17 protein-coding genes are annotated in these 21,185 nt (G+C 48.6%); 4 read left to right on the top strand and 13 right to left on the bottom strand.

The window, feature by feature from the left end:
• Positions 1-21: 21 nt before the first annotated feature.
• From AC4QZR_RS04465 to AC4QZR_RS04455, 3 genes are all read right to left on the bottom strand, one after another.
• A complete protein-coding gene (locus tag AC4QZR_RS04465) occupies positions 22-879 on the bottom strand; it encodes an OmpA/MotB family protein (RefSeq protein WP_494479812.1) in 858 nt (285 codons plus the stop codon).
• Between the two features lie 43 nt (positions 880-922).
• Positions 923-1,642 (bottom strand): tetratricopeptide repeat protein, encoded by a 720-nt coding sequence (locus AC4QZR_RS04460; RefSeq protein WP_494479811.1) that lies wholly within the window; start codon positions 1,640-1,642, stop codon positions 923-925.
• A gap of 84 nt (positions 1,643-1,726) precedes the next feature.
• The gene (locus tag AC4QZR_RS04455; RefSeq protein WP_494479810.1) at positions 1,727-2,440 is read right to left on the bottom strand and encodes a tetratricopeptide repeat protein; all 714 of its coding nucleotides are present in this window, start codon (positions 2,438-2,440) and stop codon (positions 1,727-1,729) included.
• A 235-nt stretch (positions 2,441-2,675) separates the two neighbouring features.
• Between AC4QZR_RS04455 and AC4QZR_RS04450 the strand changes: the two genes are divergently transcribed.
• Together AC4QZR_RS04450 and AC4QZR_RS04445 are read left to right on the top strand one after the other, a co-directional pair.
• Positions 2,676-3,104 (top strand): Xre family toxin-antitoxin system antitoxin, encoded by a 429-nt coding sequence (locus AC4QZR_RS04450; RefSeq protein ID WP_220624565.1) that lies wholly within the window; start codon positions 2,676-2,678, stop codon positions 3,102-3,104.
• Positions 3,101-3,562, top strand: a complete 462-nt coding sequence (locus AC4QZR_RS04445; RefSeq protein ID WP_494479809.1) for an RES family NAD+ phosphorylase — start codon at positions 3,101-3,103, stop codon at positions 3,560-3,562. The genes AC4QZR_RS04450 and AC4QZR_RS04445 overlap by 4 nt, the downstream gene beginning before the upstream one ends.
• A 5-nt stretch (positions 3,563-3,567) precedes the next feature.
• Here the strand turns inward: AC4QZR_RS04445 and AC4QZR_RS04440 are convergent, their stop codons facing one another.
• A complete protein-coding gene (locus AC4QZR_RS04440) occupies positions 3,568-4,947 on the bottom strand; it encodes an MBL fold metallo-hydrolase RNA specificity domain-containing protein (protein ID WP_494479808.1) in 1,380 nt (459 codons plus the stop codon).
• Between the two features lie 170 nt (positions 4,948-5,117).
• Between AC4QZR_RS04440 and AC4QZR_RS04435 the strand changes: the two genes are divergently transcribed.
• Complete coding sequence (locus AC4QZR_RS04435) at positions 5,118-6,377, top strand: alkaline phosphatase family protein (protein ID WP_494479807.1); 1,260 nt, start codon at positions 5,118-5,120, stop codon at positions 6,375-6,377.
• A 75-nt stretch (positions 6,378-6,452) separates the two neighbouring features.
• On the opposite strand, the gene AC4QZR_RS04430 is transcribed toward AC4QZR_RS04435, so the two are convergent.
• The 8 genes from AC4QZR_RS04430 to AC4QZR_RS04395 form a co-directional block, all read right to left on the bottom strand.
• Positions 6,453-7,058, bottom strand: a complete 606-nt coding sequence (locus AC4QZR_RS04430) for an outer membrane beta-barrel protein (protein WP_494479806.1) — start codon at positions 7,056-7,058, stop codon at positions 6,453-6,455.
• Positions 7,059-7,442: 384 nt separating this feature from the next.
• Positions 7,443-8,528, bottom strand: coding sequence for an N-acetylmuramoyl-L-alanine amidase family protein (locus tag AC4QZR_RS04425; protein WP_494480380.1), 1,086 nt, complete (start codon positions 8,526-8,528; stop codon positions 7,443-7,445).
• A gap of 177 nt (positions 8,529-8,705) precedes the next feature.
• The gene (locus AC4QZR_RS04420; protein ID WP_494479805.1) at positions 8,706-9,323 is read right to left on the bottom strand and encodes a hypothetical protein; all 618 of its coding nucleotides are present in this window, start codon (positions 9,321-9,323) and stop codon (positions 8,706-8,708) included.
• A gap of 89 nt (positions 9,324-9,412) precedes the next feature.
• Positions 9,413-12,313 (bottom strand): PD-(D/E)XK nuclease family protein, encoded by a 2,901-nt coding sequence (locus tag AC4QZR_RS04415; RefSeq protein ID WP_494479804.1) that lies wholly within the window; start codon positions 12,311-12,313, stop codon positions 9,413-9,415.
• Positions 12,314-12,601: 288 nt separating this feature from the next.
• Positions 12,602-13,024: a VOC family protein gene (locus AC4QZR_RS04410; RefSeq protein ID WP_494479803.1), complete on the bottom strand. Its 423-nt coding sequence runs from the start codon at positions 13,022-13,024 to the stop codon at positions 12,602-12,604.
• Positions 13,025-13,093: 69 nt separating this feature from the next.
• Complete coding sequence (locus tag AC4QZR_RS04405; RefSeq protein ID WP_494479802.1) at positions 13,094-13,648, bottom strand: DUF4287 domain-containing protein; 555 nt, start codon at positions 13,646-13,648, stop codon at positions 13,094-13,096.
• A gap of 31 nt (positions 13,649-13,679) precedes the next feature.
• On the bottom strand, positions 13,680-17,078 hold the full coding sequence (locus AC4QZR_RS04400) for a UvrD-helicase domain-containing protein (protein ID WP_494479801.1): 3,399 nt from the start codon (positions 17,076-17,078) through the stop codon (positions 13,680-13,682).
• 174 nt (positions 17,079-17,252) lie between these two features.
• Complete coding sequence (locus tag AC4QZR_RS04395) at positions 17,253-17,789, bottom strand: hypothetical protein (protein ID WP_253405018.1); 537 nt, start codon at positions 17,787-17,789, stop codon at positions 17,253-17,255.
• Positions 17,790-18,448: 659 nt separating this feature from the next.
• Between AC4QZR_RS04395 and AC4QZR_RS04390 the strand changes: the two genes are divergently transcribed.
• The gene (locus AC4QZR_RS04390; protein ID WP_494479800.1) at positions 18,449-20,320 is read left to right on the top strand and encodes a DEAD/DEAH box helicase; all 1,872 of its coding nucleotides are present in this window, start codon (positions 18,449-18,451) and stop codon (positions 20,318-20,320) included.
• Positions 20,321-20,667: 347 nt separating this feature from the next.
• Here AC4QZR_RS04390 and AC4QZR_RS04385 read toward each other — a convergent pair whose 3' ends face one another.
• Positions 20,668-21,111, bottom strand: a complete 444-nt coding sequence (locus AC4QZR_RS04385; RefSeq protein ID WP_253405021.1) for a ferritin-like domain-containing protein — start codon at positions 21,109-21,111, stop codon at positions 20,668-20,670.
• Positions 21,112-21,185 lie beyond the last annotated feature (74 nt).

Here is a 21,185-nt window from a genome sequence, read left to right as displayed (position 1 = left end):
TCTTGTTATGCTTAAAGTTGATCAGGCTGACTCCAGGATCTGGAACAGTTCGTCCAGTTTAGGCGTCAGGATGATCTCAGTACGGCGGTTTTTCTGACGGGCCTCTTTTGTTTTGGCATTGTCGAGTGGCACGTAGAGGCTGCGACCGGAAGGTGTCACGCGGTCAGGCTGCACGCCGGCTTGTGTTATGATGCGGGTAATTTCTGTAGCACGGAGTACGCTCAGGTCCCAGTTGTCCTGCATACCTACTGTACCGCGTGCGATCGGCACATCATCCGTATGGCCTTCCACTACCACGTTCACATCCTGCTGCTCTTTCAGTACGGCGGCCAGCTTTTTCAGGGCTTCAACACCTTTCGGATCCACTTTGGTAGAGCCGGAGTTGAACAGCAATTGCTCTGCCAGCGACACGTATACTTTGCCGTTGCGAATATTCACCGTCAGGTCTTTGTCGTTGAAGCCAAGCAGGGCGTTGCTCACTTTTGAGCGGAGGGCATTTACGGCTTTGTCTTTCTCGTCGAGGATGCGCTGCAGTTCGGCCAGACGCTGTTCGCGAGCTTTAAGGTCGGCGTTCAGCTTGTCGATCTGCGACTTGCTCATGTTGAGGTTATCTCCCAGTGCTTTACCTTCTTTCAGGGCTTGCTGCAGACTTTGCTGATACTCTGTTTTCTGGCGCTCCAGTTCGGCACGCTCTTGCTCCAACTGGGCTTTCTCTTTTTCCAGGGATGACTTTTGCTGCTCCAGGTCAGATTTATCCAGTTCCAGGGCGTTTTTGCGGGTCATCAGGTCATCGTATTTCTTTTTGGAAACAACGCAGGATGATAGCGAAAGACTCCCGATCAAAAGGAAGAGGGAAGCTCTGTAGAAATTCTTTTTCATATCAATCGTTAAGGTTGGATGGTACGTAAGTGTTGTCCTTTGATTAGTTGGCTGGTGAGGGCGCTTCAGTTTCGAGACGGAACATGCCTTTCGGGTCCGGCATGCGGGTCATGAGCTCTGTTAGGAAATTATAATCCAACGACATGATGTTGAGGTCACGACCGAGGTGGAGGTAATCCCAGGCTTCGGCGTATTTCTTGTTGTGAAAGTGCACCTGCGCTAAATTCGACATGGCAAAGGCATTGTTCGGATCCGCCTTTAAGGAGCGGTCGAGGAGGGCAGCGGCTTGTTTCAGGTTCTTCTTCTTTTTGTCTGCGATATATTGCTGCAAATAAGCAGAGCCCACATCAGAGAGCAGCAAAGAATTATTAGGCTGGTATTTCAAGGCGCGGTCAAACATCCCGATCGCATCGCTTACATTGCCTCTGTTGTACTCAGCCACCCCGAAAGCCCAGTAAGTGTTAAAATTGTCCGGATTAAGCAGCCAGGCCAGGTTAAAGCGGTACACAGCGGTGTCTACCTGCCCTTCGTTCATAAACTCCCAGCCGCGCTCCATGAAAAAGTTGCTGGCCTCCGTGCGGCTTTCAAAGCTCTTGTCGCAACTTGTCAGGAATTTTTCATCGGCTTTCTGTTCAGCGTCTGTTTTAGCTACCTGCCCAAACATCGGGCGTACTTTAGGGGACAATTCAGGCTGCTGCTCCTGCGCAAAGGACATGGAGGCACTCAGTATAATGGTGGCTGCAGCCAGGAAAATTCTTTTCATGTGATGGTATTAGCTAGGTATGGTAATCCTTCCTGGTTTAAATTTACACCACCTGTCTTGAAATTACAAATGCCGGCCTGTCATTTACTGGTATTTGCCGGCCGGATCCTGCTGCTTCTCTAACAGGGCGGCAATGAAAGCGGCATCTGCTACACCTTTGTCTTTGCTAATACTTTTGTGAAGGTAATTCCATGCCTTGCCATACTCCTGCAGGTAATAGTGGCTGATGGCTAATTTGTAATAGGCGTCTGCAGCGTCGAGGGAGTAGCGCACGGCGCTTTCAAGCAACTTACGGCTCTGCATCAGGTCTTCCGGGTTGCTTTCGGTGTAAAAGCGGCCGAGGTGGCTGGTGGCCAGGTCGGTGAGGAGTCGCGGATTATGCTGGTCTTTTTCCAGAGCATGGTAAAGCAAAAAGAGGGCTTTGTCGAATGCCTTCTGCTGCCCGTACACAAGTCCGTAGCCCCAGTATACCTCGTTGTTGGTGCTATCCATCAGCCAGGCGCGCCCGAAAAAGTAGTTCGCGGAGTCCAGCTTCTCTTCATTGAAAGTGCGCTTTGCCTGAAAGGCATAGTAGCCCGAGGCGGCTTTGCGGTTCTTGAAACGTTTGGCATCCTTGTCCAGCATTTTCTTTTGCTGCTGTTTTTCCTGCAGGGTCAGTGCTTGTTTGGCCGGAATGACATCGGCCATCGTGAGTTCTGGTCGGGGTGCCTCTCTGTTCTCGGTGATGGCGTTTTGGGAGGTGCAGGCGACCATCGTGCCTGCTATGATTAATCCAAAAGCGATGAGGTGGCTTCGCATGCGTAAAGCGGGTTGATTCTGGCTTCAAACGAGCCCGTTTCCGAAATATTGTCTCCTTTGTCATTATCCGATTGATAATGGTCTAATAGTCTATCTCCAAAAAGGTATAGCCCAATTATTTTCCCGGGCGCCACCTGTTAAGTTATGGATAGCGAAAGTATAGGTCAAAATTAAATTTAGCAACTTGTCGGATTAATTACGACAATGTTCGTATATTTGATAAAAGGAAATGATTATGGGAAAGGCACTAAAAGTGAATGCTGGAATTAACTTCAGTCTGCTGGACGACAGGGACGTGTTTATGCTGATCACTACTGTCCGGGAAGGTATAAAGTATGCCACTTTTCAGAACATCGCTAACAAGATTCCTTTTAGCCTGGGCGAGTGGTCTGAATTCCTGCATTTGTCAGAGCGCACGTTTCAGCGCTACAAAAAAGAGCAGCGCAAATTTGACCCGTTGCACTCAGAAAAGATACTTGAAATCACGCTTGTGTATAACAAAGGGGTAGAGGTGTTTGGCGAAAAAGAGGACTTTGATGCCTGGCTGGAGGCCAAAAACGTGGCCCTCGGAGGTATACGCCCCAAGGAACTGCTCGACAGCACGTTTGGCATTGGTCTGTTGCGCGACGAACTGACCCGCATCGAACATGGTGTTCTCGCATGATCGTATACCGCCTCAGCAGAAAACTGTATTGCAATGACCTGTCTGGTAAAGGTGCCGAACTGGCAGGAGGCCGATGGAACAGCAAAGGGACTGCTGTGCTCTATACCAGCGAATCCATCGCCCTGTGTACAGTAGAGATAGCCGTGCACATGCCGCTGGGTATCGTACCCAAAGATTACTACCTGGTTACAATAGAAATTCCGGATGACACTCCGATCGGGGAGATACATGAAAAGGACCTTGCAGCTTCCTGGAAATCATTTCCGCATAGCAGCGTCACCCAAAAGGTCGGGGACAGTTACGTCCGGGATGGGGTATACCTTATCTTAAAAGTACCATCAGCCACCGTGCAGGGCACGTTTAACTATCTTGTTAATCCACACCATCCTGAATTTCACAAGGTCCGCATACTCAAAACAGAGCCTTTTGTATTCGATAAGCGTCTGTTTATCAAATAAAGGCGCTAGTGTAGTTCGTATGTGGTACCCATTTCAGCAATAGTGCATCCCCAGCCGAGTGTGTCTGTTATCTTCAATCGCAGTGCTTCCAGTGCCTGTGCTTCACCGTGGTTCAGAAAAACCTGTAGCGGCGCCTTTTTAAAATGACTGAGCCACCAAAGCAGATCCGCCTGGTCGCCGTGCGCTGATAATGAGGAAATTTGCTGAATTTCAGCATTCACCGGGTAGTAATTGCCCTGCATCTTTATCTCGGTCGCACCGCTCAGGAGCAGACTGCCCCTGGTGCCAGGCGCCTGAAAACCAACCAAGAGTATGGTGTTATTTGCGTCATGGATCAGTCGTTGCAGGTAGTAAAGCACCCTTCCTCCGGTCACCATACCACTTCCTGCAATCACGATCTTTGGTCCTGGTTTATCAAGTACGCGCAAGGTCTGCTCAAATTCACGGATCACCTGCACGTTGTTCATCATAGTGCGGCATTCGGCATCGCTCAGACTGTGCCAATCACGGTGATGCAGGTATAGCTTCGTCACATCAATACCCATGGGTGTGTCGAGGTAGATCGGTATATTCGGTATGCTTCGCTCTTCACGCAGGGTGTTGAGTATAAGCAGCAGTTCCTGCGCCCGCTCCACGGCAAAACTCGGTATCACCAGCACCCCGCCTTTTTCTATGGTATGTTTCACATAGGCTTGTAGCTCGTCGTAAGCCGAGGCCTGTTCATGCAATCTGTCGCCGTAAGTAGACTCCAGCACCAGGTAGTCGGCCTCTCTTATAAAAGCAGGTGGTTCCATAAGCAGCGGTTTGCGCCTCCCGATATCCCCTGAAAACACGATGGTGCGGCCTTTGCATCTGAGTTCTACAAAAGCAGAACCTAAAATATGACCACTTTTCCGGAAGCAGAATTTCATATCCTCGTTGATGATCACCCACTCGTCGTCCAGGTGTGTATCAAAGAGCGGCATGGTCAGGTCTACATCTTCGGAGGTATAAAGCGGCTTGGCCGGGTGATGCTTGCTGTAGCCTCCATGGTTAGCTTTGGCGGCGTCCTCCTCCTGTATTTTGGCACTGTCGCGCAGAATGATTTCAGTTACATCGCGGGTTGGCGTAGTGGCATAGATGGGGCCGTTATACCCATTCTGGGTAAGCACGGGCAGGTAGCCGCAATGATCCAGGTGGCCGTGCGTCAGAATAACGGCATCCAGTTCTTCGACATTCAGCGGGAGCTTTTGCCAGTTGAGCAGGCGCAGTTGCTTTAATCCCTGGAACAAACCACAGTCGATCAGCACCTGGTGCTTATCTGTTTTGAGCAGTATTTTAGAACCGGTCACGGTGCCGGCACCGCCCAGAAAAGTCAGTGTGAAAGGAGGAGTATGGTCTAGCATCTGTTCTATGGATAGTGGGTATAGGCAAGATAAACAATCCTGGTATGTTGTATAATGATAAATGTTAATTTTTCATCTATCAGTTAATTCATTCGTCTCCTGCCCACGCTTAACAGTAATTTAAAACAAGCAGACTGGTAGCTACGCAGCTTTTGCCGTATCTTCGCTCCATGAAACAGATCTTCGTTTTGCTGGTTTGCCTGCTCTGGCAAGGACTGGCATTCGCACAAGTAGACACGGTGCAGCGCGTTATCCAGGATAGGTATAACAGCCCGGCGCAACAGCAAAAACCTTATGTGATCCTGATTTCGGCAGACGGTTTCCGTTATGATTATGCCGATAAGTATGACGCTACCTTTCTGAAGTCCATGCGGGCTCAGGGAGTACAGGCAGAGTCGATGCTGCCGGCTTTTCCGTCCAAGACATTCCCGAATCATTATTCTATCGTGACGGGGCTATACCCTGCCAGCCACGGCCTGATTAACAATTACTTTTACGACCCGCAACGCAAGGAACACTACAGCATGCGCGACCGCAGAAAAGTGGAAGATGGCACCTGGTATGGCGGCACACCACTTTGGGTGCTGGCCGAACAGCAGCAAATGGTAGCGGCCAGTTTTTTCTGGGTTGGTTCAGAAGCACCTGTGCAAGGTATACTACCTACTTATCATTATCAGTACAGTGAGGTATTGCCGATTGAGCGCCGCATCCAAACAGTCGTTGACTGGCTGAATCTGCCAGAAGAGAAGCGACCGCATCTTATCACTTTTTACCTGCCCGAGGTAGACCACGCCAGTCACCGCTATGGCCCGGATGCACCACAAACTAAGGAAGCTGTATTAGAACTAGACAAGCACTTACAAATGCTGACCGAAGCTGTTGCCAAAACAGGATTGCCAGTCAATTACGTGTTCGTGTCGGATCATGGTATGCTGGAGGTAGACACTAAGAACACACTTCCTATGCCTGCTGCCATCGATACAGCCAAGTTTATGGTATCCGGAGGAGGGATGGTTGTGGAACTGCATGCCAAAGACAAAAAAGCCATAAAGCCCACCTACCGCAAACTGAAGAAGGAAGCTAAGGATTATCAGGTATACAGGAAAAACAAAATGCCCAAACACCTGCATTACGGAGCCGAAGATGATAAGTACGGCCGCGTAGGTGACATCCTGCTGCTGTCGGATGCCCCGAAGGTATTCCATTTTTCATCACGTCCGCCATCTCCCGGTCAGCACGGCTACGACGCCACCAAAGTAAAGGAGATGCACGCTACCTTTTATGCTTGGGGACCCGCTTTTAAACAGAAGACAAAAGTCGAAACTTTCGAAAATGTGGATGTATACCCGCTGATCGCTGAGATTTTAGGCTTACCCTATACCTATAAAATTGATGGCAGCAGACATTTGATTGAGAAAGTACTGCAATAGGTAATGTATAAGACGAGACATAAAAAGCGCGCCTCTGCTGAAGAGACGGGCTTTTTATTTAGAGTGTAGCGTGTTCTACATATTACCGCGACCTGGCAGGTAGATCTGAAAACCAACACCAACCGAAAGACCGGAAGTGCTGGTATCGACTGAAACATCGGCACTGGTGCGGGTATAGTTTAGTGTGGCTTCAATAGCAACGTTGCGGGCAACAAAATGCGCATAGCCTGCCCGTAAGCCCAGCACGGAACTGAAAATGCGGTCGCCATCACTGTCTTTTAGCGAACTGCCGGCAAAACCAGCCAACGCTTCGCCAAACCAGCGGCTGTTAGGGGAGGCACCTTCCGGAAAATAATAGCGTGCAAAAGGAGTCAGTCCATAACTGAAGTTTTCACCGCCGTCATAAAGCATGAGGCCGATCTGGGCCTGCACACCAAGTACGGCATTGTCACTTATAAAATAGCCAGCTCTCGGCTCGAGTATTAGCTGGAATGTTTCGGATTTGAAATTGTAACCGATTGAGCCAATACTGGCGCCTACAAGCCAATTACCCTGCTGAATAGATTCGTTAGCCACCGCAGCCGATGTCTGGGGCTTTTCAATCTTTAAAGTGTCCTGCGCCAGAAGCGAGCCTGTTGTAAAAAAAGCGCATAATGTAAATAGGAGGTAAATTCTTTTCATAGGTATAGAATTAGGAGTTTACAATAATTTGTATTTGAATAATCATAGTCTAAACATTAACAATAACGCAGGCCATATCGTTTTGTTCTGAATAGCTCAGAATCAAGCAATTACATTTTAATGTCCTTTCCGATTGACTTTTAGTAAATAGGAATAGAATCCAAGAAATCTGAAAACTGCCCTTGAAGAAGAGATGCTTATAATGCCGGACTAATTAATGAGGTATTTCCCTGTGGAGGATGTTTATCTAAGAGCGTCCTCAAAAAAAAAGAGAAGATGAAGTGTATGAGCTAGTTTAGGTATAGGCAGTCTTACCTGCTTGGATAGTTAAGAAGAATTTTAAAGCAAAAGGCCGGACACTATTTGTAGTGCCCGGCCTGCGTTTTATTCAGATGTGTAATCGGAGAGTAGCCCTTCGTAAATCCAGTTGGCCAGTGCCTGCCGGTTATCAGCTATTACGAAGCGACGCTGATCCTTGACGTTGCGAATATTGCCAAGCTCGATAAATACGGTGGGGGGATGACTGTACTTAATGACGTAAAGGCTGCTGCGTTGCGTTACATTTCCTGAGTAGTCGCGGTTGGGTTGGTAGCGCCTGTACTTGTTCGTGAACTTCTGGTGAATATTTTTGGCCAGCTGCTCGCCGTCCTTGCTGTTTTCGTGGTGGTAGAAGAAGACATCGATGTTCTGGCTTTCGCTACGGCTATCGACGTGGATGGCCAGCATGCGCTGGTAGGCGCCTTTATGTTTCAGGTATAGACCATTTACGGCCTCTGTGCGCTGGCGCAGGCGGGCACTGTGGTTTAGCGGAATTTTCTTGTTGGGGTATACGATTTCATCACGGTCCATTTTCAGCACCCCCTCATCACGAATGCCATCGTCAGCGTCCTGCACAATCATATACACTGTGGCCCCTTGTTCCATCAGTACCCGTGCCAAACGGATAGTCACATCGTAAGCATACTCATCCTCGGCCAGGTCATTGCTGCCATACTTGCCCACAGCGCCCGGGTCGGGTCCGCCATGGCCGGAGCTGAGGTAATATACAGCACCCTGCAGCTTTGTGCTTTTCACCTCTACTTTGGAATACTTCTCCCCAAACAGTGGCATCTCAAGCACTCGGGTAGAAATTTTGGCAGGTTCAGCAGTCAGATCAGTTCGTGTTTTACTGTCCACGGCGGCTACCCGGGTATTGTCGCTAGCCACAGTGGTGTTATCGGTTGAAGTTGAGTTTTCAGGTAAGGTATAGGTTTTCCCGACAATCAGGCCATTGTCTTTGCCGAAACGGTCTTTGTTGATCTCCACGAACTTTTGAAGATGCTCCGAAGGATTGAGTCCGTGACGGCGCAACAAGGTATAAATACCGTCACCGGGCATCGCAACTGCCTCCAGGATAGTGCTCTGACCATAAACGGCAATTGATGATAGTGCAAGAAAAAGGGTGATAATAGTAGTACGCAATGCAATCAGGTTTATCAGAAAATATTAAGAATCCGATATTACAAAAAATGTATGAAGTATGAAAGACGATCTGTTCTATCAACGCAGAATACCGGAAGCTCTATATAAACGATACCTGCTTTTTTGAAGCTAACATCAAAAAAGCAGGTATAGCATTTCGGGAAACAGGTATAGCCATCCTGCCACTTACTGCACGCGGTAGCTTACCAATTCATAGCGCCGCATCAGTTTTTCCGAGTCAGCATAGTACCAATCTGTCCGGATCATACCAATTTCGGGCGTCACGTATTCGTTCACCCAGGTAGTGCTTAGGGAAGATGATGCTTTCTGTTCGGTTTGCCTTTCAAAACTGAACTCAAGTGCCTGACTCGCATGTGGAGAATCAGGCACAGCTACAAGGCCTGTCGTTCTTCTGTGATAAATCCACAAGGTATAGCTCGGGTATTGATACCCATATGCTATACCTGACATAACTGGACTAGGATAAGTGATATACTGCTCATTGGCATCTTTTCTATAGTGCACGTAGCCTTCTTTGTCATTCCGGACAATCATGCCATTATTTAGTATATACCAGGTAGTTTTGTTGATCAAGGTGTCTTTCACCACTTGCCGTCTGAACGAACTGGTTGACAGCACATCACCATCGGAATTATATTCGATCACGTCGTAAACCCATTCATTGCCGACCTGCAGGGGCATGATGGCTTCAATAGGCTCTGATATTTCCTCTTTCTCACACGACAAGAGGAACACTGATAAACAAAAGAGGATGATATGTCTGAATAGCAGCAGTCGTTTCATAGGCTTTCTTTTTAAGGTATGATACCCATAATTGCCAAAACGTTGCATGCTCAGCTAAAACAATATTGTAAAAATCCGATACTTTCTGATTATCGCGCGCAAATCCCCCGATAAGGGCAGTACTGACAGATTTCCAGCTCCTTCGTTTTCCGGATCACTTCATTCGGGTCGAGCAACTCCTGCACAAAGCGCGTGAGTAAAGCTTCGGATGCTGAAATAAAATCCTGACCTGTCGCCTGCTCAAAAGGAAAATCTGCTGTCAGGACGCCAGCGTCGAGGTTACGGAACGATAGTATACCTGACTTCGGAACAATTCGAGCCGGGTCCATGTGAGCTGCGTTTCGGAGGAGTAGTTCCGGCTTCTGCTGCAAGTTACGCTGCAGGATGTACTCATAGAGCCACAGCTGTCGCGCTTTATCATACTTAGGCGAGGTGATAAAATGCAGGTCCACATCATCCGGCTTCACACTTACCTGGTTGCGTTCTACTTTTCCGGTTTTGTAGTCGATCACGCGCAGCTCTGCACCTTTCAGGTCGATGCGGTCGGCTTTACCAGCTACTTTTACAGGTATAAGCTCGTCACCTACCTGTACCTGCAGGGTGGTTTCCAGTTGCTCTTCCAGGCGCAGGACGTAAAGCGGCAGTTCGTCATCCGATTTCAGCAGACTCTCCAGGTATTTCTCAAGCACCTGCACGGCTACTTTGAAAAGCAGGAAATTCATGCCGCGTTCAGGCGTAGCACCGCGTGTTACTTTCTTAAATTCAGCTTCTACCTTGGCTGGCAGCTCCTGTAGCATCTGCTCCACATGCGGCTTCTCGATGGGCTTGCCATTCTGCTCAAAAGGACGGAAAAAGTCCTCCAGCACCTGGTGCACGATGGTACCAAACTGGTCGGCTCCGAGCTGTTCTTCTACTTCGTCAATTTCCCTGATCTTGGCAATGCGACTGAAGTAATACTGTAGCGAACAGTTGATGTACATGTTCAGGTGCGAGGGGTAGAGACCACGCTTCAGTTCCTGCCGCAGTTGCTCCAGTGTCTGTGCATCTTTGTGAATAACAATATCCTCGTCGTATTTCTTCTGATCGCGCAGCTCTACCGTGGCCGTCAGGTCGCGGAATTTGATCTTCGGGTTGCGTAGTGCCAGGTCGTTTTGAAGCTGTAGAATAAAGCGGCTTTTTTCACCGGAACCGTAAGTGTCGGATGGCAGCACATAGAGCAGGTTCACAGTTTTGGCGCGCTGCAACAGGCGGTAAAAGTTATAGGCCATGGCACCTTCCGTTTCGGCGTAGGTGGGCAGACCAAACTGCTTGAGTACATCAAATGGCATCAGCGACTCATGCCGCTTCGGAGCAGGCAGTGTATTCTCATTGACTGAAAGAATGATCAGGTTCTCAAAATCGAGTGCACGGGTCTCAAGCATACCCATAATCTGCAGGTCCGAGATGGGCTCACCACTAAAAGGCAAACGTTGACGCCCAATCAGTTCGTTGAGGAACTTGCGGAAACTGCGCACTGAAATCTTTTGCTCACGACAGTCGAAAATCGTATCGAGTCGCTTGACAATGGTATAGAAAATATAGAGGTATTCGGTTTCAATCGTGCTGGGCTGGTGACTGTACATTTTATGCAGCAGATCGATCAGCTGGTAAAGCGAGGCAATGATGTCGTCGCAATCGCGCCAGGACTTGAACAGCACTTCAAAGAGCGGCTCGTGTTTGCCCATTTTCAGCAAGTCGTTGGCCGTTATGAGCACGCGGTTGTCCAGCACGATCTGGTCGAGCACATGCTGCACAAAACCGTGAAGCTCCTGTTTGTCGGGTTGCTCGTTCAGGTATAACTCATACCTGCGGATGAAAGGGTGGGAGAGCAGCTTGGTCACGGTCAGATGATGGTACTGGTATACCTTGTAACCGGATTCCTGCAGCTGCGTCACGCCCGTCAGGTGCACATCAAACAGCAGGTCGATCAGGTTGTAAAGCGGCGTACCTTTGAAGCTGAGACCCATCGTTACGTTATAATTCGGCACCTCCTCAGGTATAGAGTGCAGCACAGGAAGCAGCAGCGTTTCGTCAGGCATTACCACTGCTATCTGCGCGTGTTTGTCCCGCGTGCGTATTTCCTGAATCAGCTGCCCGGCCAGCTTGCCCTGCATGCTCGCATTGGCCACCCCGATTACATTAATTTCTTTCTCGTCGGTAAGTAGTAAATTCTGTTGCCAGCGCCATTCCGGTAGATTCCAGGTGCTCTTATACCTGCGCAGGAAACTGCCCGCCCGGTTTGGGGTACCATCTTCCATGTAAAAGTCATCGGAGTCAAACAGTACTTCAGCCTTGTTGTGCTTAAGCAGCGTGCGGATGATTTTCTCCTCTGAATTAGTGAGCGCATTTAGGCCTATGAATAAGTACTGGGAACATTCCGGTGACTTGGCCAGCTGCTCTATGTTATCGGAAACGATCTTGAAAGCCATACCTGTGTAGGCCTGCTTGCGCTCCTCCAGGTGGTTTTTCAGGTTGTGGTAGGTCTTCTCGATGTTGTCCCAGAGACTGAAGTGTTTTTTGACAGCAGGCGTCAGTTCTTTGCCTAGGTGCGCAGGGTCCCAACGCTCCAAAGCTTTGGCTTCACTTACATACTCAAATAGCTTCGTGGTGTCTACCAGGTTCTGGTCGATGCGGCTGAAGTCGTCGAGCAGGGTGCCGCCCCAAGTGATGAACTGATCGAAGTCGAGGTTTGGATCCTGCTCGCGCATCAGGTCATAGAGCTCGAGCTGCAGGTTGATCGGCTCCAGCACATCCACCTTGGCCAGCTTAGTAATAAAATCCTCCATACCCGACACCTCCGGCGACCAGATCGGTTCGGGAGCAGCCTGCGCCAGAGCGTTCTTGAAAAAGAAACTCGCACGCCGTGATGGCAGCACAATGCACAGCTCGCTGATGTTCTCTTTATACTTCTCGTATACGTATTTTGCCGCTAGCTCAAGGAAGGTCTGCACTATGTTATTGAGTGATTAAGTGAATGAGTGATGGAGTGAATTGTTAAATTTTGTTGAAGGTTAAATTGTTAGTGCACGATACGGCCAGACTGTGACCCAGCACCTTCATTGTAAGTATCTTTTGTCAATTCGACCTAGGGGGTAGGGGGCCTCGTTTTGGGAGAGATCTGAAGTATTGTAAGCCTAAAATAATCCAGATCTCTCAATCCTTTCGAGATGACAGTTATCGCTCCTTGTTCATAAAGTCGACATTGGGTTGAGACCTGTCCTTATAGGGGATCGAACTTTCTAACTTCCAACGTTTCCCTTTTCATCCATCGTCATGAAGGGGTTATAGGCTATTTCCCAGAGGTTATCATCCGGGTCGGCGATGTAGCTGCTGTAGCCTCCCCAGAATACTTTTTCCGGTTGCTTGAGCACCCGTACACCTTTGCCGGCCAGTTCTGCTACCAGGTCATCTACCTCTTTTTCGGAGTGCACATTATAGGCCAGCGAGAAACTTTTAAAACCCTTGCCGTCAGCTTCCAAGCCCGCATCATCTGCCAGCGACTCTTGCGGGAACAGTGCCAGTTGCAGGCCATTCAGCTGAAAGAAGATAATGCTTTCTGTGCTGCTTTCGAGCGGCTGCCAGCCAAAGATGTTCTGGTAAAACTCTCTTGCGCGCTGCAAATTTCTGACGCCTAATGTGATTAGTGTAATTCTCTGTTCCATTTTTTCCCTTTGATCTCTTACTTGATTAGTGTTAACCTAACTTCTATACCTATACCGTGCAGCTATACCTTACCTGGCTTCTTCATAGGCCGCTTTCAGCCAGCCAATCAGCTCGGCATCTACTTCATCTGCGTGTTGCAGCTTTACACGATGCGAACACATGGCATTAAAACTGCCTGACTTTTCCAGCCTGCCTTCCGGTTCCCGGCCTTTCAGGTTGATGCCAACGTCTATCCTGGTTTTCGTAGAAGGCTGGATCAGGGCAAACTGCTTTTTGCTGCGCACGCTCACATAGGCCGTTTTGGGAGCCAGTTCTATGTCAGCACCAAACTGTTTTAGCTGCGCAGTCAGTGCCTCATAAACAGGCAGGAGCTGCTCTTTTCCTTTGTATTGCTTTTCGACCAGATCCTCCGGGTTTTCTGCTGAGCCGGCATCCGTACCTTTAGCTTTAAGCGCGACCAAATTGGCAAAGCCATGTGTGAATCCGTGGTCCGATTTCAAATATTTTACAATCTCACTGTGTTTCTGAAGGCCTGTGCCCTGCACCACGCCAATCCATTCTCCAAGCGATTTCCCGGTGTTCTTTTCCAGGTTATCGATCATGGTTTGAGCTGCTTTGTCCATTTTATGATTGGTTGTTATTGTCGTATGTATGTTACAATGCCAGGCCAATTTGCTGGCTTTTGCCGCCATAAGACCATTCGTACAGCTCTTCGGTATCAAAGTAGTAGAGCAGGCATTTTACTTTTTCGTAGCCCAGTTGCTTGAAGCGCACGGCATAATGATCGAGTTTATTGCGGTGCTCTTCCAGCGGAGGCGGCAATTTGAATTCCAGCAACACCACCTGGTCACCGTCAAACACCACGCGGTCAGGCTTGTAGAGGTAGGCGCGGGCGTCGAGCAGCTCTTTTTCGTGCTCCACAATAACATCACCCGAAAAGTAATGACTGATTTGCTGATGATTGACCACCTGGAGCAAGCGTTCTTTCAATACAGGCTTTTCACGGTCGCTGATAATGCCCTGGTATACCATCTGGCGCAGCACATCGTCTAGCTGCGCTGCAGTCAGGATGCGGGAGAGGGCATAGTGCAGTTTCTTGTTCTGAATGCGCTGCTCGGTCTGTGTCTCGAAGTCGAAAACGTTGTTGGCGTGCTGCTTGAGCTGAAGTCGCTGTGCCCAGTCATTGGTTTGGAGGTAATCCAGAGTATAAACCGGGCCGATCGGACGGCTGCCACTATCATGTTTCGTTTGCTGACCCGCGTATAACTGGTAGCACAGTTTGCCGGCTTCCCAAAGCCCCTCTGCCACCAGGTAGCGGTAGAGCAGGTGACTCACATTTTTGGCCGTTCCTTCCAGTGCCTTCTGTGCCTTACGCTCCTCCAACAGGTCCTTTCCGTTGCCGATCAGGTATAGCCTGTCCTTCGGTCGGGTGAGGGCCACGTAGAGCATGTTCAGGTTTTCAATAAAAGTCTTCTCAATCTCGGTATTGTATTGATCGGCCAGTTCGGTATGCTCCAGTCTGGAACTGATGTTCACGGCCACACTGCGCAATTTGCCCATCACTTTGTTATCATCAGAAAGACGACTCCACATCAATGCCCTGGTCTGCGGCTCGGTGCTCCAGTCCGCAAACGGAATGATAACAATAGGATAAGCGAGCCCTTTGGCTTTGTGAATACTGGTGATCGTGATGGCGTTTCGGTCTTTTGGCGTGTTGATGCTGAGTTTTTCCTTCTGCACATCCCAATAAGCCAGAAAGTTATTCAGGTTATTGCTGTTCTTGAGACTATACTCCAGCACCAGATCTAGGAATCGGAACAGGTACTCGCATTCGTTGTTGTGCCCCAGCAAATTGAAAATGCGGATCAGCTGCTCCGTGAGCTCATAGAGCGACAAATTGCCCGTTTCCCGTTCCTTCACGTCAAAGCCAACCTCGCGCAGGTAGTTGAAGAACAGCTGCGGATCCGTCTGGTTGGAAATGCGGGCGATCGTTTGGGCTAGTTCCGTAGTAGGCACCTTCCCTTGGGTAACGGTATAGATCAGGTATAGTGCCTCTGATTTGGCCAATGTGTCGTTCGGGCGGTTGAATACCCGGAACATGGCGATGATCAGATTGATCACTTCAGCAAACTGCAGTGAAAGCGAATCCTGCGAGATGATATCATACTGCTTTTCCTTCAGAAAATTGGCAATCAGCTTACTCTTGGCGTTGGTACGACAGAGTATCGCCATGTCTTTTAAGGTATAGCCATCGTCCAGTCCCTGCCGCACCAGCTCGATCACCATATTCAGGGTGCTGGCATCGTAGCTGAGTTCCTGTTCGTGGGTGTATTCATCGTAGAGATCTTCGGTGCGCACGCAGCTGCTCAGGTCGTATTTGTAATTCAGATCATCTGGATAGGTGAACATGATCTGCACATGTCCGCCAGTCTTCCCTGTTGTGGGCGCTTCCTGCACAAACTTGTCATCGTAAATGGAGGTGAAGGTGCCGTATACCTTGTGTTGCTCACTAAAGAAAGTAAAGAGCTTGTTGTTAAACTCGATGATCTCGCGACGGCTCCGAAAATTCTGCTGCAGCACATCTGGCGCCAGGCTCTCACGCACCGACTCGTAGCGCTCCCGGATCATGTGGCCATGGCGGCGGTTTTCGTAGAGCAGGTGCGTGTTGTTTTTGTAAAGGTGCAGGATTTGTTCCATCTCCCCACCGCGCCAGCGGTAAATTGCCTGCTTAGCATCACCCACCACCATACTAAAGTGCCCGGAAGCCAGGGCGTTGTCGACAAGCGGCAGAAGGTTATTCCACTGCAGTACCGAGGTGTCCTGAAACTCATCGATCAGGATGTGGTTATACTTCTCACCGAGTCGCTCATATATAAAAGGCACCGGCTCCTTAAGCACAATATCGATAATGCGCTTGTTGAATTCAGAGATATGCACCGTGTTACGATCAAGCTTGATCTCCTGCAGGCATTTTTCCAGCTCGTTCAGCACCGACACCTTATATAGATGCGGCACGACCGCCGAGATCAGGGTAAAGGTACCCGCATACTGCTCTTTTATCGACTCAATATTATAATAGAGATCAGTGAGCAGCTGGCGTATACTGTCGATCTGGTTTTTGGTAGCCGTAGAGGCCTTGCCAGCGTACCATTTATCATCCTCCACTGTCTGGCGAGCGTAGTTGTTGGCATAAGTCAGGTCGGCTTCGCGGTTAAATTTGCTGAAGTAGCCGTAAAGTCCCCGGTTGCCTTGGAAAAAGTCAGCAGGGGAGAGGTCCGCCTGCTCAATGGCCTGCAGCGCCTTACCGGCATCCTCCTGCAGGGCGGCCAGTATCCCTTCCTGCAGGTTTTTGAGTTGCTTCCGGATCTCCCTGAAATCCTCCAGCGTGAGACCCTGCAGGTCTGTTACCGCTTCGTATACCTGTTCGTTCAGCAAATTTTTGGCAAAGTCAGCCAGGTCATCGGCTAGTGTATTCCAACTGCGTCCTTCGCGGGCTTTTTCCAACGCATAGTGTTCCAGCGTTTCCGAGAGCAGATCGTCTTTTCGGTTGCTCACCTTATCCAGCAGCAGTTGCACAGCTGAGCTCACCAGCGTTTGCGAGTCCAGATCTACTTCAAAATTATAAGGTATGTTCAGCTCCTTCGTGAAAGCCTGCACGATCTTATTTACAAAGCTGTCGATGGTGCTAACAGAAAAGTCGCTGTAATTGTACAGGATTTGCGTAAAAAGGCGACCGGCTCGCTGGCGGATTTGCTCTTTGTCAAAACTTTCTTCCGGGTAGCGAACCTGCAATTCAGCTGTGATCTTGTCCAATAAGTCTTCACTCTTCAGTAGTTCCCCTCCACTCAGGTTGGGGTCATTAAAATTGCGCAGTGCCCCCAGGATGCGCTCCTTCATTTCTGCGGCGGCATCGTTGGTAAAAGTGATCGCCAGGATGGAACGGTAATAATCCGGGTCAGTGCTATGGAGCGCGAGTTTCAGGTATTCTTTGGTCAGGGTATAGGTTTTACCGGAACCTGCTGAGGAGGAGAGTATCTTGAAGTTTGGCGACATAGCGGGCGGCTTTAAACTGGATTCTAAAGATACATTTCCTGTGGGGCTTATGCCAGCGCCAGGGTTTAAAATAATGAGCGCTCAAAGCAAGTATTTGTCCGTCAAGGTATAAAATACAAAAAGCTCCCCCGCTTGCGCGAAGGAGCCTGTTGCCTTTCTATTTAGAGTAAAGGGTTATGCGTATACGATCTGCCCTTTCTTTTCTTCTTTCTCCTTGGCAGGTGCATGGTCGTTTACGCAAACGTTTCGCACAATACGAGCCATCGAGATAGAGTAATCTGCAATGATGCAGTGCTGCTGCTCAGTGCTCATCAGCGCTTTACCACCACCCAGGGTCAGTTTGTTTAGTTCAATCACTTCATCAAAATTCTGACGCAGCATTTTTAGCGCCTTGAAAGAGGGCTCGTTGTAATACATCGGAATCACCTGGCATACGGCATAACTGCCTTTTGCGCGTTCCTTGGCAATCATGTTACACAAGCTGGAAGCATTCATTTTGTCCAGGTCAGAGATGATCACAAAGAACACTTTAGCCTCACTTTTATCGGTCTTGATAACTGCATTGTTTGGCAGCAGATTGCGTGAGACCTTGGCTCCCTTCATGAAGTCTTCGTCTTTCAGGATCTTGTTATGGATCTTAAAGGCCAGTGCGCCAGAGGCGATCAAATGAAAGTCCCTGCTTTTAGCTGTAATTTTGGAGAAGTGTAACATAATTAGAAAGGATTAAAGGGTTAAAGTTCTACGGTATTTTTAAATAGTGAAATTTCATTTCTATAGTTCAGGCTTCAAGTTTTGCTTTCAGGCAAAGGGAAGGGGGCGGAGACAACAACTGGATACCAAAACCGGATAAATCGCTTATCTAAATCACGCTAACTTGGCACAAATTAAAATTGAACTGATTTTGATCCTGTTATATACTAAACTACGAGCTTCATATTGGATATACCAATGAAAAACTTTAATAATAGTTAATGGCTTGATTTCTAGTGTGAATGTAGTCCATTTACGGGCAAATAAATTAGTAGTTTCTTATTTCAATATTTTTTTGGAGTATTTTGACGCAAAATAAAAAATAATTTGAAATAAATATAATCGTCCACCATTTAATCAGAACAATTTTTTAATCGAATAATACCTATCGTTTTGCACTGGTCTGTTAAAGAATAAATTAGGTCATATGACGACGGTTTCATTTATTCTGCGTATCTTTGCAGCCGATTTGGAATCAGTCTGATTTAAGTATAACTGGCTACACCGCTTTTTTTGAGCATAACCTGGTTGATTTTTTTTCTTGTCGGACTTCTTTTTCGTAAAGAAGGGTTTATGGACAGGCTGTCTCCAGATGAAGTGTAAAAAGTTATTATAACAGAATGAACAAAATCAGATTTGACGAGCTTCCGCTTTCGCCGGAAGTCCAGCGTGCTATCGCTGACATGGGCTTCGAAGAAGCATCTCCCATCCAAACAGAAGCAATCCCGGTAGTTTTAGCAGGACGCGACATTATTGGCCAGGCCCAGACGGGTACGGGCAAGACGGCCGCTTTCGGTATACCTACTATTGAGAGCATCGACGAGAACGACCGCAGTGTACAGGCCCTTATCCTGTGCCCAACGCGTGAACTGGCTATTCAGGTAGCCGGAGAAATCCAGAAACTTATTAAGTATAAGCCAGGCATCAGCATTGTGCCTATTTACGGTGGTCAGGCTTACGACCGTCAGTTGCGTGCCCTTAAGCAGGGTGTGCAGATCGTGATCGGTACGCCGGGCCGTGTGATGGACCACATCGAGCGCGGAACGCTTAAACTGGACAAGATCAAAAAGATTATCCTGGACGAGGCAGACGAAATGTTGGACATGGGCTTCCGTGACGACATCGAGTTTGTGCTGAGCAAAATGCCGGAAGAGCGCCAGACGATCTTCTTCTCGGCAACGATGTCTAAGCCAATCATGGACCTGACCAAGCGTTACCAGACCGACCCGGTGGTCGTGAAAGTGGTGCACAAGGAACTGACGGTAACCAACATTGACCAGGTATACTTCGAGGTGCGTAACTCTATGAAGCAGGAAGTACTTTCCCGCATCCTGGACATGCACAACATGAAGTCGGTGATCATCTTCTGCAATACCAAGCGTATGGTGGACGAACTGGTTACTAACCTGCAGGCCCGTGGCTATTTCGCCGATGCCCTGCACGGTGACCTGAACCAAAACCAGCGCTCTAACGTGATGGGCAAATTCCGTAACGCTACGCTGGAGATACTGGTAGCTACTGACGTGGCTGCCCGTGGTCTTGACGTGGATAACGTAGAGGCGGTATTCAACTACGACCTCCCGCAGGACGAAGAAGCTTACGTACACCGTATCGGTCGTACAGGTCGTGCCGGTAAGTCTGGCCGTGCCTTCTCTTTCGTGTCTGGTCGCTCTGACATGTACAAGCTGAAGGATATCATGCGCTATACTAAAGCCAATATCCAGCTACAGCAGGTACCTACTTACGATGACGTGAATGAGCTGCGTACCAGCGTATACCTTGAGAAGGTGCGTGAAGTCCTCGAGAAGGGCAACCTGACCAAGCACATTGCCAAAATCGAGAGCCTGGTAAACGAAGAGTATACCTCTCTTGAGATCGCTGCCGCTCTTTTGAAAATGTCTTTGAAAGAAGCCAAGACAAAAGAAGCTGGCAAAGAGGCTGAAAAAGGTATGGGTGGACCAAAAGCCGGTTTCGACCGTCTGTTCATCACCATCGGTAAAAAAGACCGTGTACATCCAAAAGATCTGATAGACCTGTTGAGCCAGAACGCTGATATACCTGCTTCCAAAGTAGGCGACATCGACCTGTACGATAAGTTTAGCTTTGTAGAGGTGCCTACCGAATATACTGCAGATATCCTGCAGAAAGTAGGCCGCATCGAAGTGGACGGACGCACGGTGATTGTAGAGAAATCGCAGAAGAAAGAAGGCGAAGCTGGTGGCGGCAGCAGAGAAGACTTCGGTTTCAGTGACCGGGGAGCCGATCGTGGTGGCAAACGCTTCGGCGGTGGCGACCGTGGTGGTTTTGGTGACCGTGACCGCGGAAGCTATGGTGGCGATCGTGATCGTGGACCACGCAGAGAAGGCGGCGGCAGCGGATACGGAGGCGGTGGAAGCCGTTTCGGTGGCCGTGGCGACCGTGACTCTTTCAGAGGCGGTGACCGTCGCAGCAGCGGTGGTGATCGTGGCGGATTCCGCAAAAAAAGATTCTAAATGTCCGAACCTGCCAAAAGGTAGAATCGTATAAATAGGTATACAACGCTTGAAGTGTAAAAGCTTCGCATTGTTAGAAAAGGCTGACTTGAAACGTCAGCCTTTTTGTTTTAAAATATTTATCCAGAAGCTCGTAACCTTGGCTATACCTTTCCGTTAAAGAAGGTATCATAAAAAGGTTGGAAGATTATTCTACTGTTTTACGCAGTTAGAACTGATAAGCCTGACATCAGACGGATGTCAGGCTTATTACTTTTATACCCGCCCATACCTTCCGCAAAAGCCGGAGGCACAAAAAAAGGAGCTGCAAAAGCTCCTTTTCTATTTTATCTACCTTTTATAAGAAATCAGGCACTGTCACGAAGTGAACGAATGTGGTCGTGTGCGTTTTTTACATCCTGGTACTGCTGCGCTATGATTGGCTTCAGTTCACCTGGCAGGTCTTTCTGCATCGCCTCTTCGTACGCTTTCACGGCGTAATCTTCGCCGCGCTCGCACTCTTCCAGTATACGCTTTCTGTCTTTAGAAGAAAGCGCAGCTTTGATGTCGATCCAGGCGCGGTGCAGAGTACCTTCGATGGAGCTGGTCTCATCATCCGTCTTTCCCATTTTGTGCAGCTGGTCCTGCAGCTCAGTGATCATGCTGTCGCGCTGCACAGCGTACTTACGGAACAGGTCTTTCAGGTCCTGGTCTTCAACGTCTTCGGCAGCAGTTTTATAGCCCTTTACACCGTCTTTGCATCTTTCAATAAGATGGTGAACGGTTGAGTGAACTTCTTTATTAATTTCCATAGTGATATTTTTTTTAGTTTTTGTATGCTGATGTACTGCATTCTATCAGTTTTTGTTACCAAAATGGATATATC

The organism is Pontibacter sp. YIM B11418 (genome assembly GCF_059278805.1).
Note: the sequence above shows the minus strand (reverse complement) of the source record. Positions and strands in the feature narration are given on the sequence as shown.

Coding starts and splice junctions, on each gene's coding strand:
- AC4QZR_RS04450 (WP_220624565.1), top strand. CDS start 2,676: ATGGGAAAGGCACTAAAAGTGAATGCTGGAATTAACTTCAGTCTGCTG.
- AC4QZR_RS04455 (WP_494479810.1), bottom strand. CDS start 2,440: ATGCGAAGCCACCTCATCGCTTTTGGATTAATCATAGCAGGCACGATG.
- AC4QZR_RS04405 (WP_494479802.1), bottom strand. CDS start 13,648: ATGGACAAAGCAGCTCAAACCATGATCGATAACCTGGAAAAGAACACC.
- AC4QZR_RS04390 (WP_494479800.1), top strand. CDS start 18,449: ATGAACAAAATCAGATTTGACGAGCTTCCGCTTTCGCCGGAAGTCCAG.
- AC4QZR_RS04440 (WP_494479808.1), bottom strand. CDS start 4,947: ATGCTAGACCATACTCCTCCTTTCACACTGACTTTTCTGGGCGGTGCC.
- AC4QZR_RS04430 (WP_494479806.1), bottom strand. CDS start 7,058: ATGAAAAGAATTTACCTCCTATTTACATTATGCGCTTTTTTTACAACA.
- AC4QZR_RS04395 (WP_253405018.1), bottom strand. CDS start 17,789: ATGTTACACTTCTCCAAAATTACAGCTAAAAGCAGGGACTTTCATTTG.
- AC4QZR_RS04420 (WP_494479805.1), bottom strand. CDS start 9,323: ATGAAACGACTGCTGCTATTCAGACATATCATCCTCTTTTGTTTATCA.
- AC4QZR_RS04465 (WP_494479812.1), bottom strand. CDS start 879: ATGAAAAAGAATTTCTACAGAGCTTCCCTCTTCCTTTTGATCGGGAGT.
- AC4QZR_RS04400 (WP_494479801.1), bottom strand. CDS start 17,078: ATGTCGCCAAACTTCAAGATACTCTCCTCCTCAGCAGGTTCCGGTAAA.
- AC4QZR_RS04460 (WP_494479811.1), bottom strand. CDS start 1,642: ATGAAAAGAATTTTCCTGGCTGCAGCCACCATTATACTGAGTGCCTCC.
- AC4QZR_RS04435 (WP_494479807.1), top strand. CDS start 5,118: ATGAAACAGATCTTCGTTTTGCTGGTTTGCCTGCTCTGGCAAGGACTG.
- AC4QZR_RS04410 (WP_494479803.1), bottom strand. CDS start 13,024: ATGGAACAGAGAATTACACTAATCACATTAGGCGTCAGAAATTTGCAG.
- AC4QZR_RS04445 (WP_494479809.1), top strand. CDS start 3,101: ATGATCGTATACCGCCTCAGCAGAAAACTGTATTGCAATGACCTGTCT.
- AC4QZR_RS04385 (WP_253405021.1), bottom strand. CDS start 21,111: ATGGAAATTAATAAAGAAGTTCACTCAACCGTTCACCATCTTATTGAA.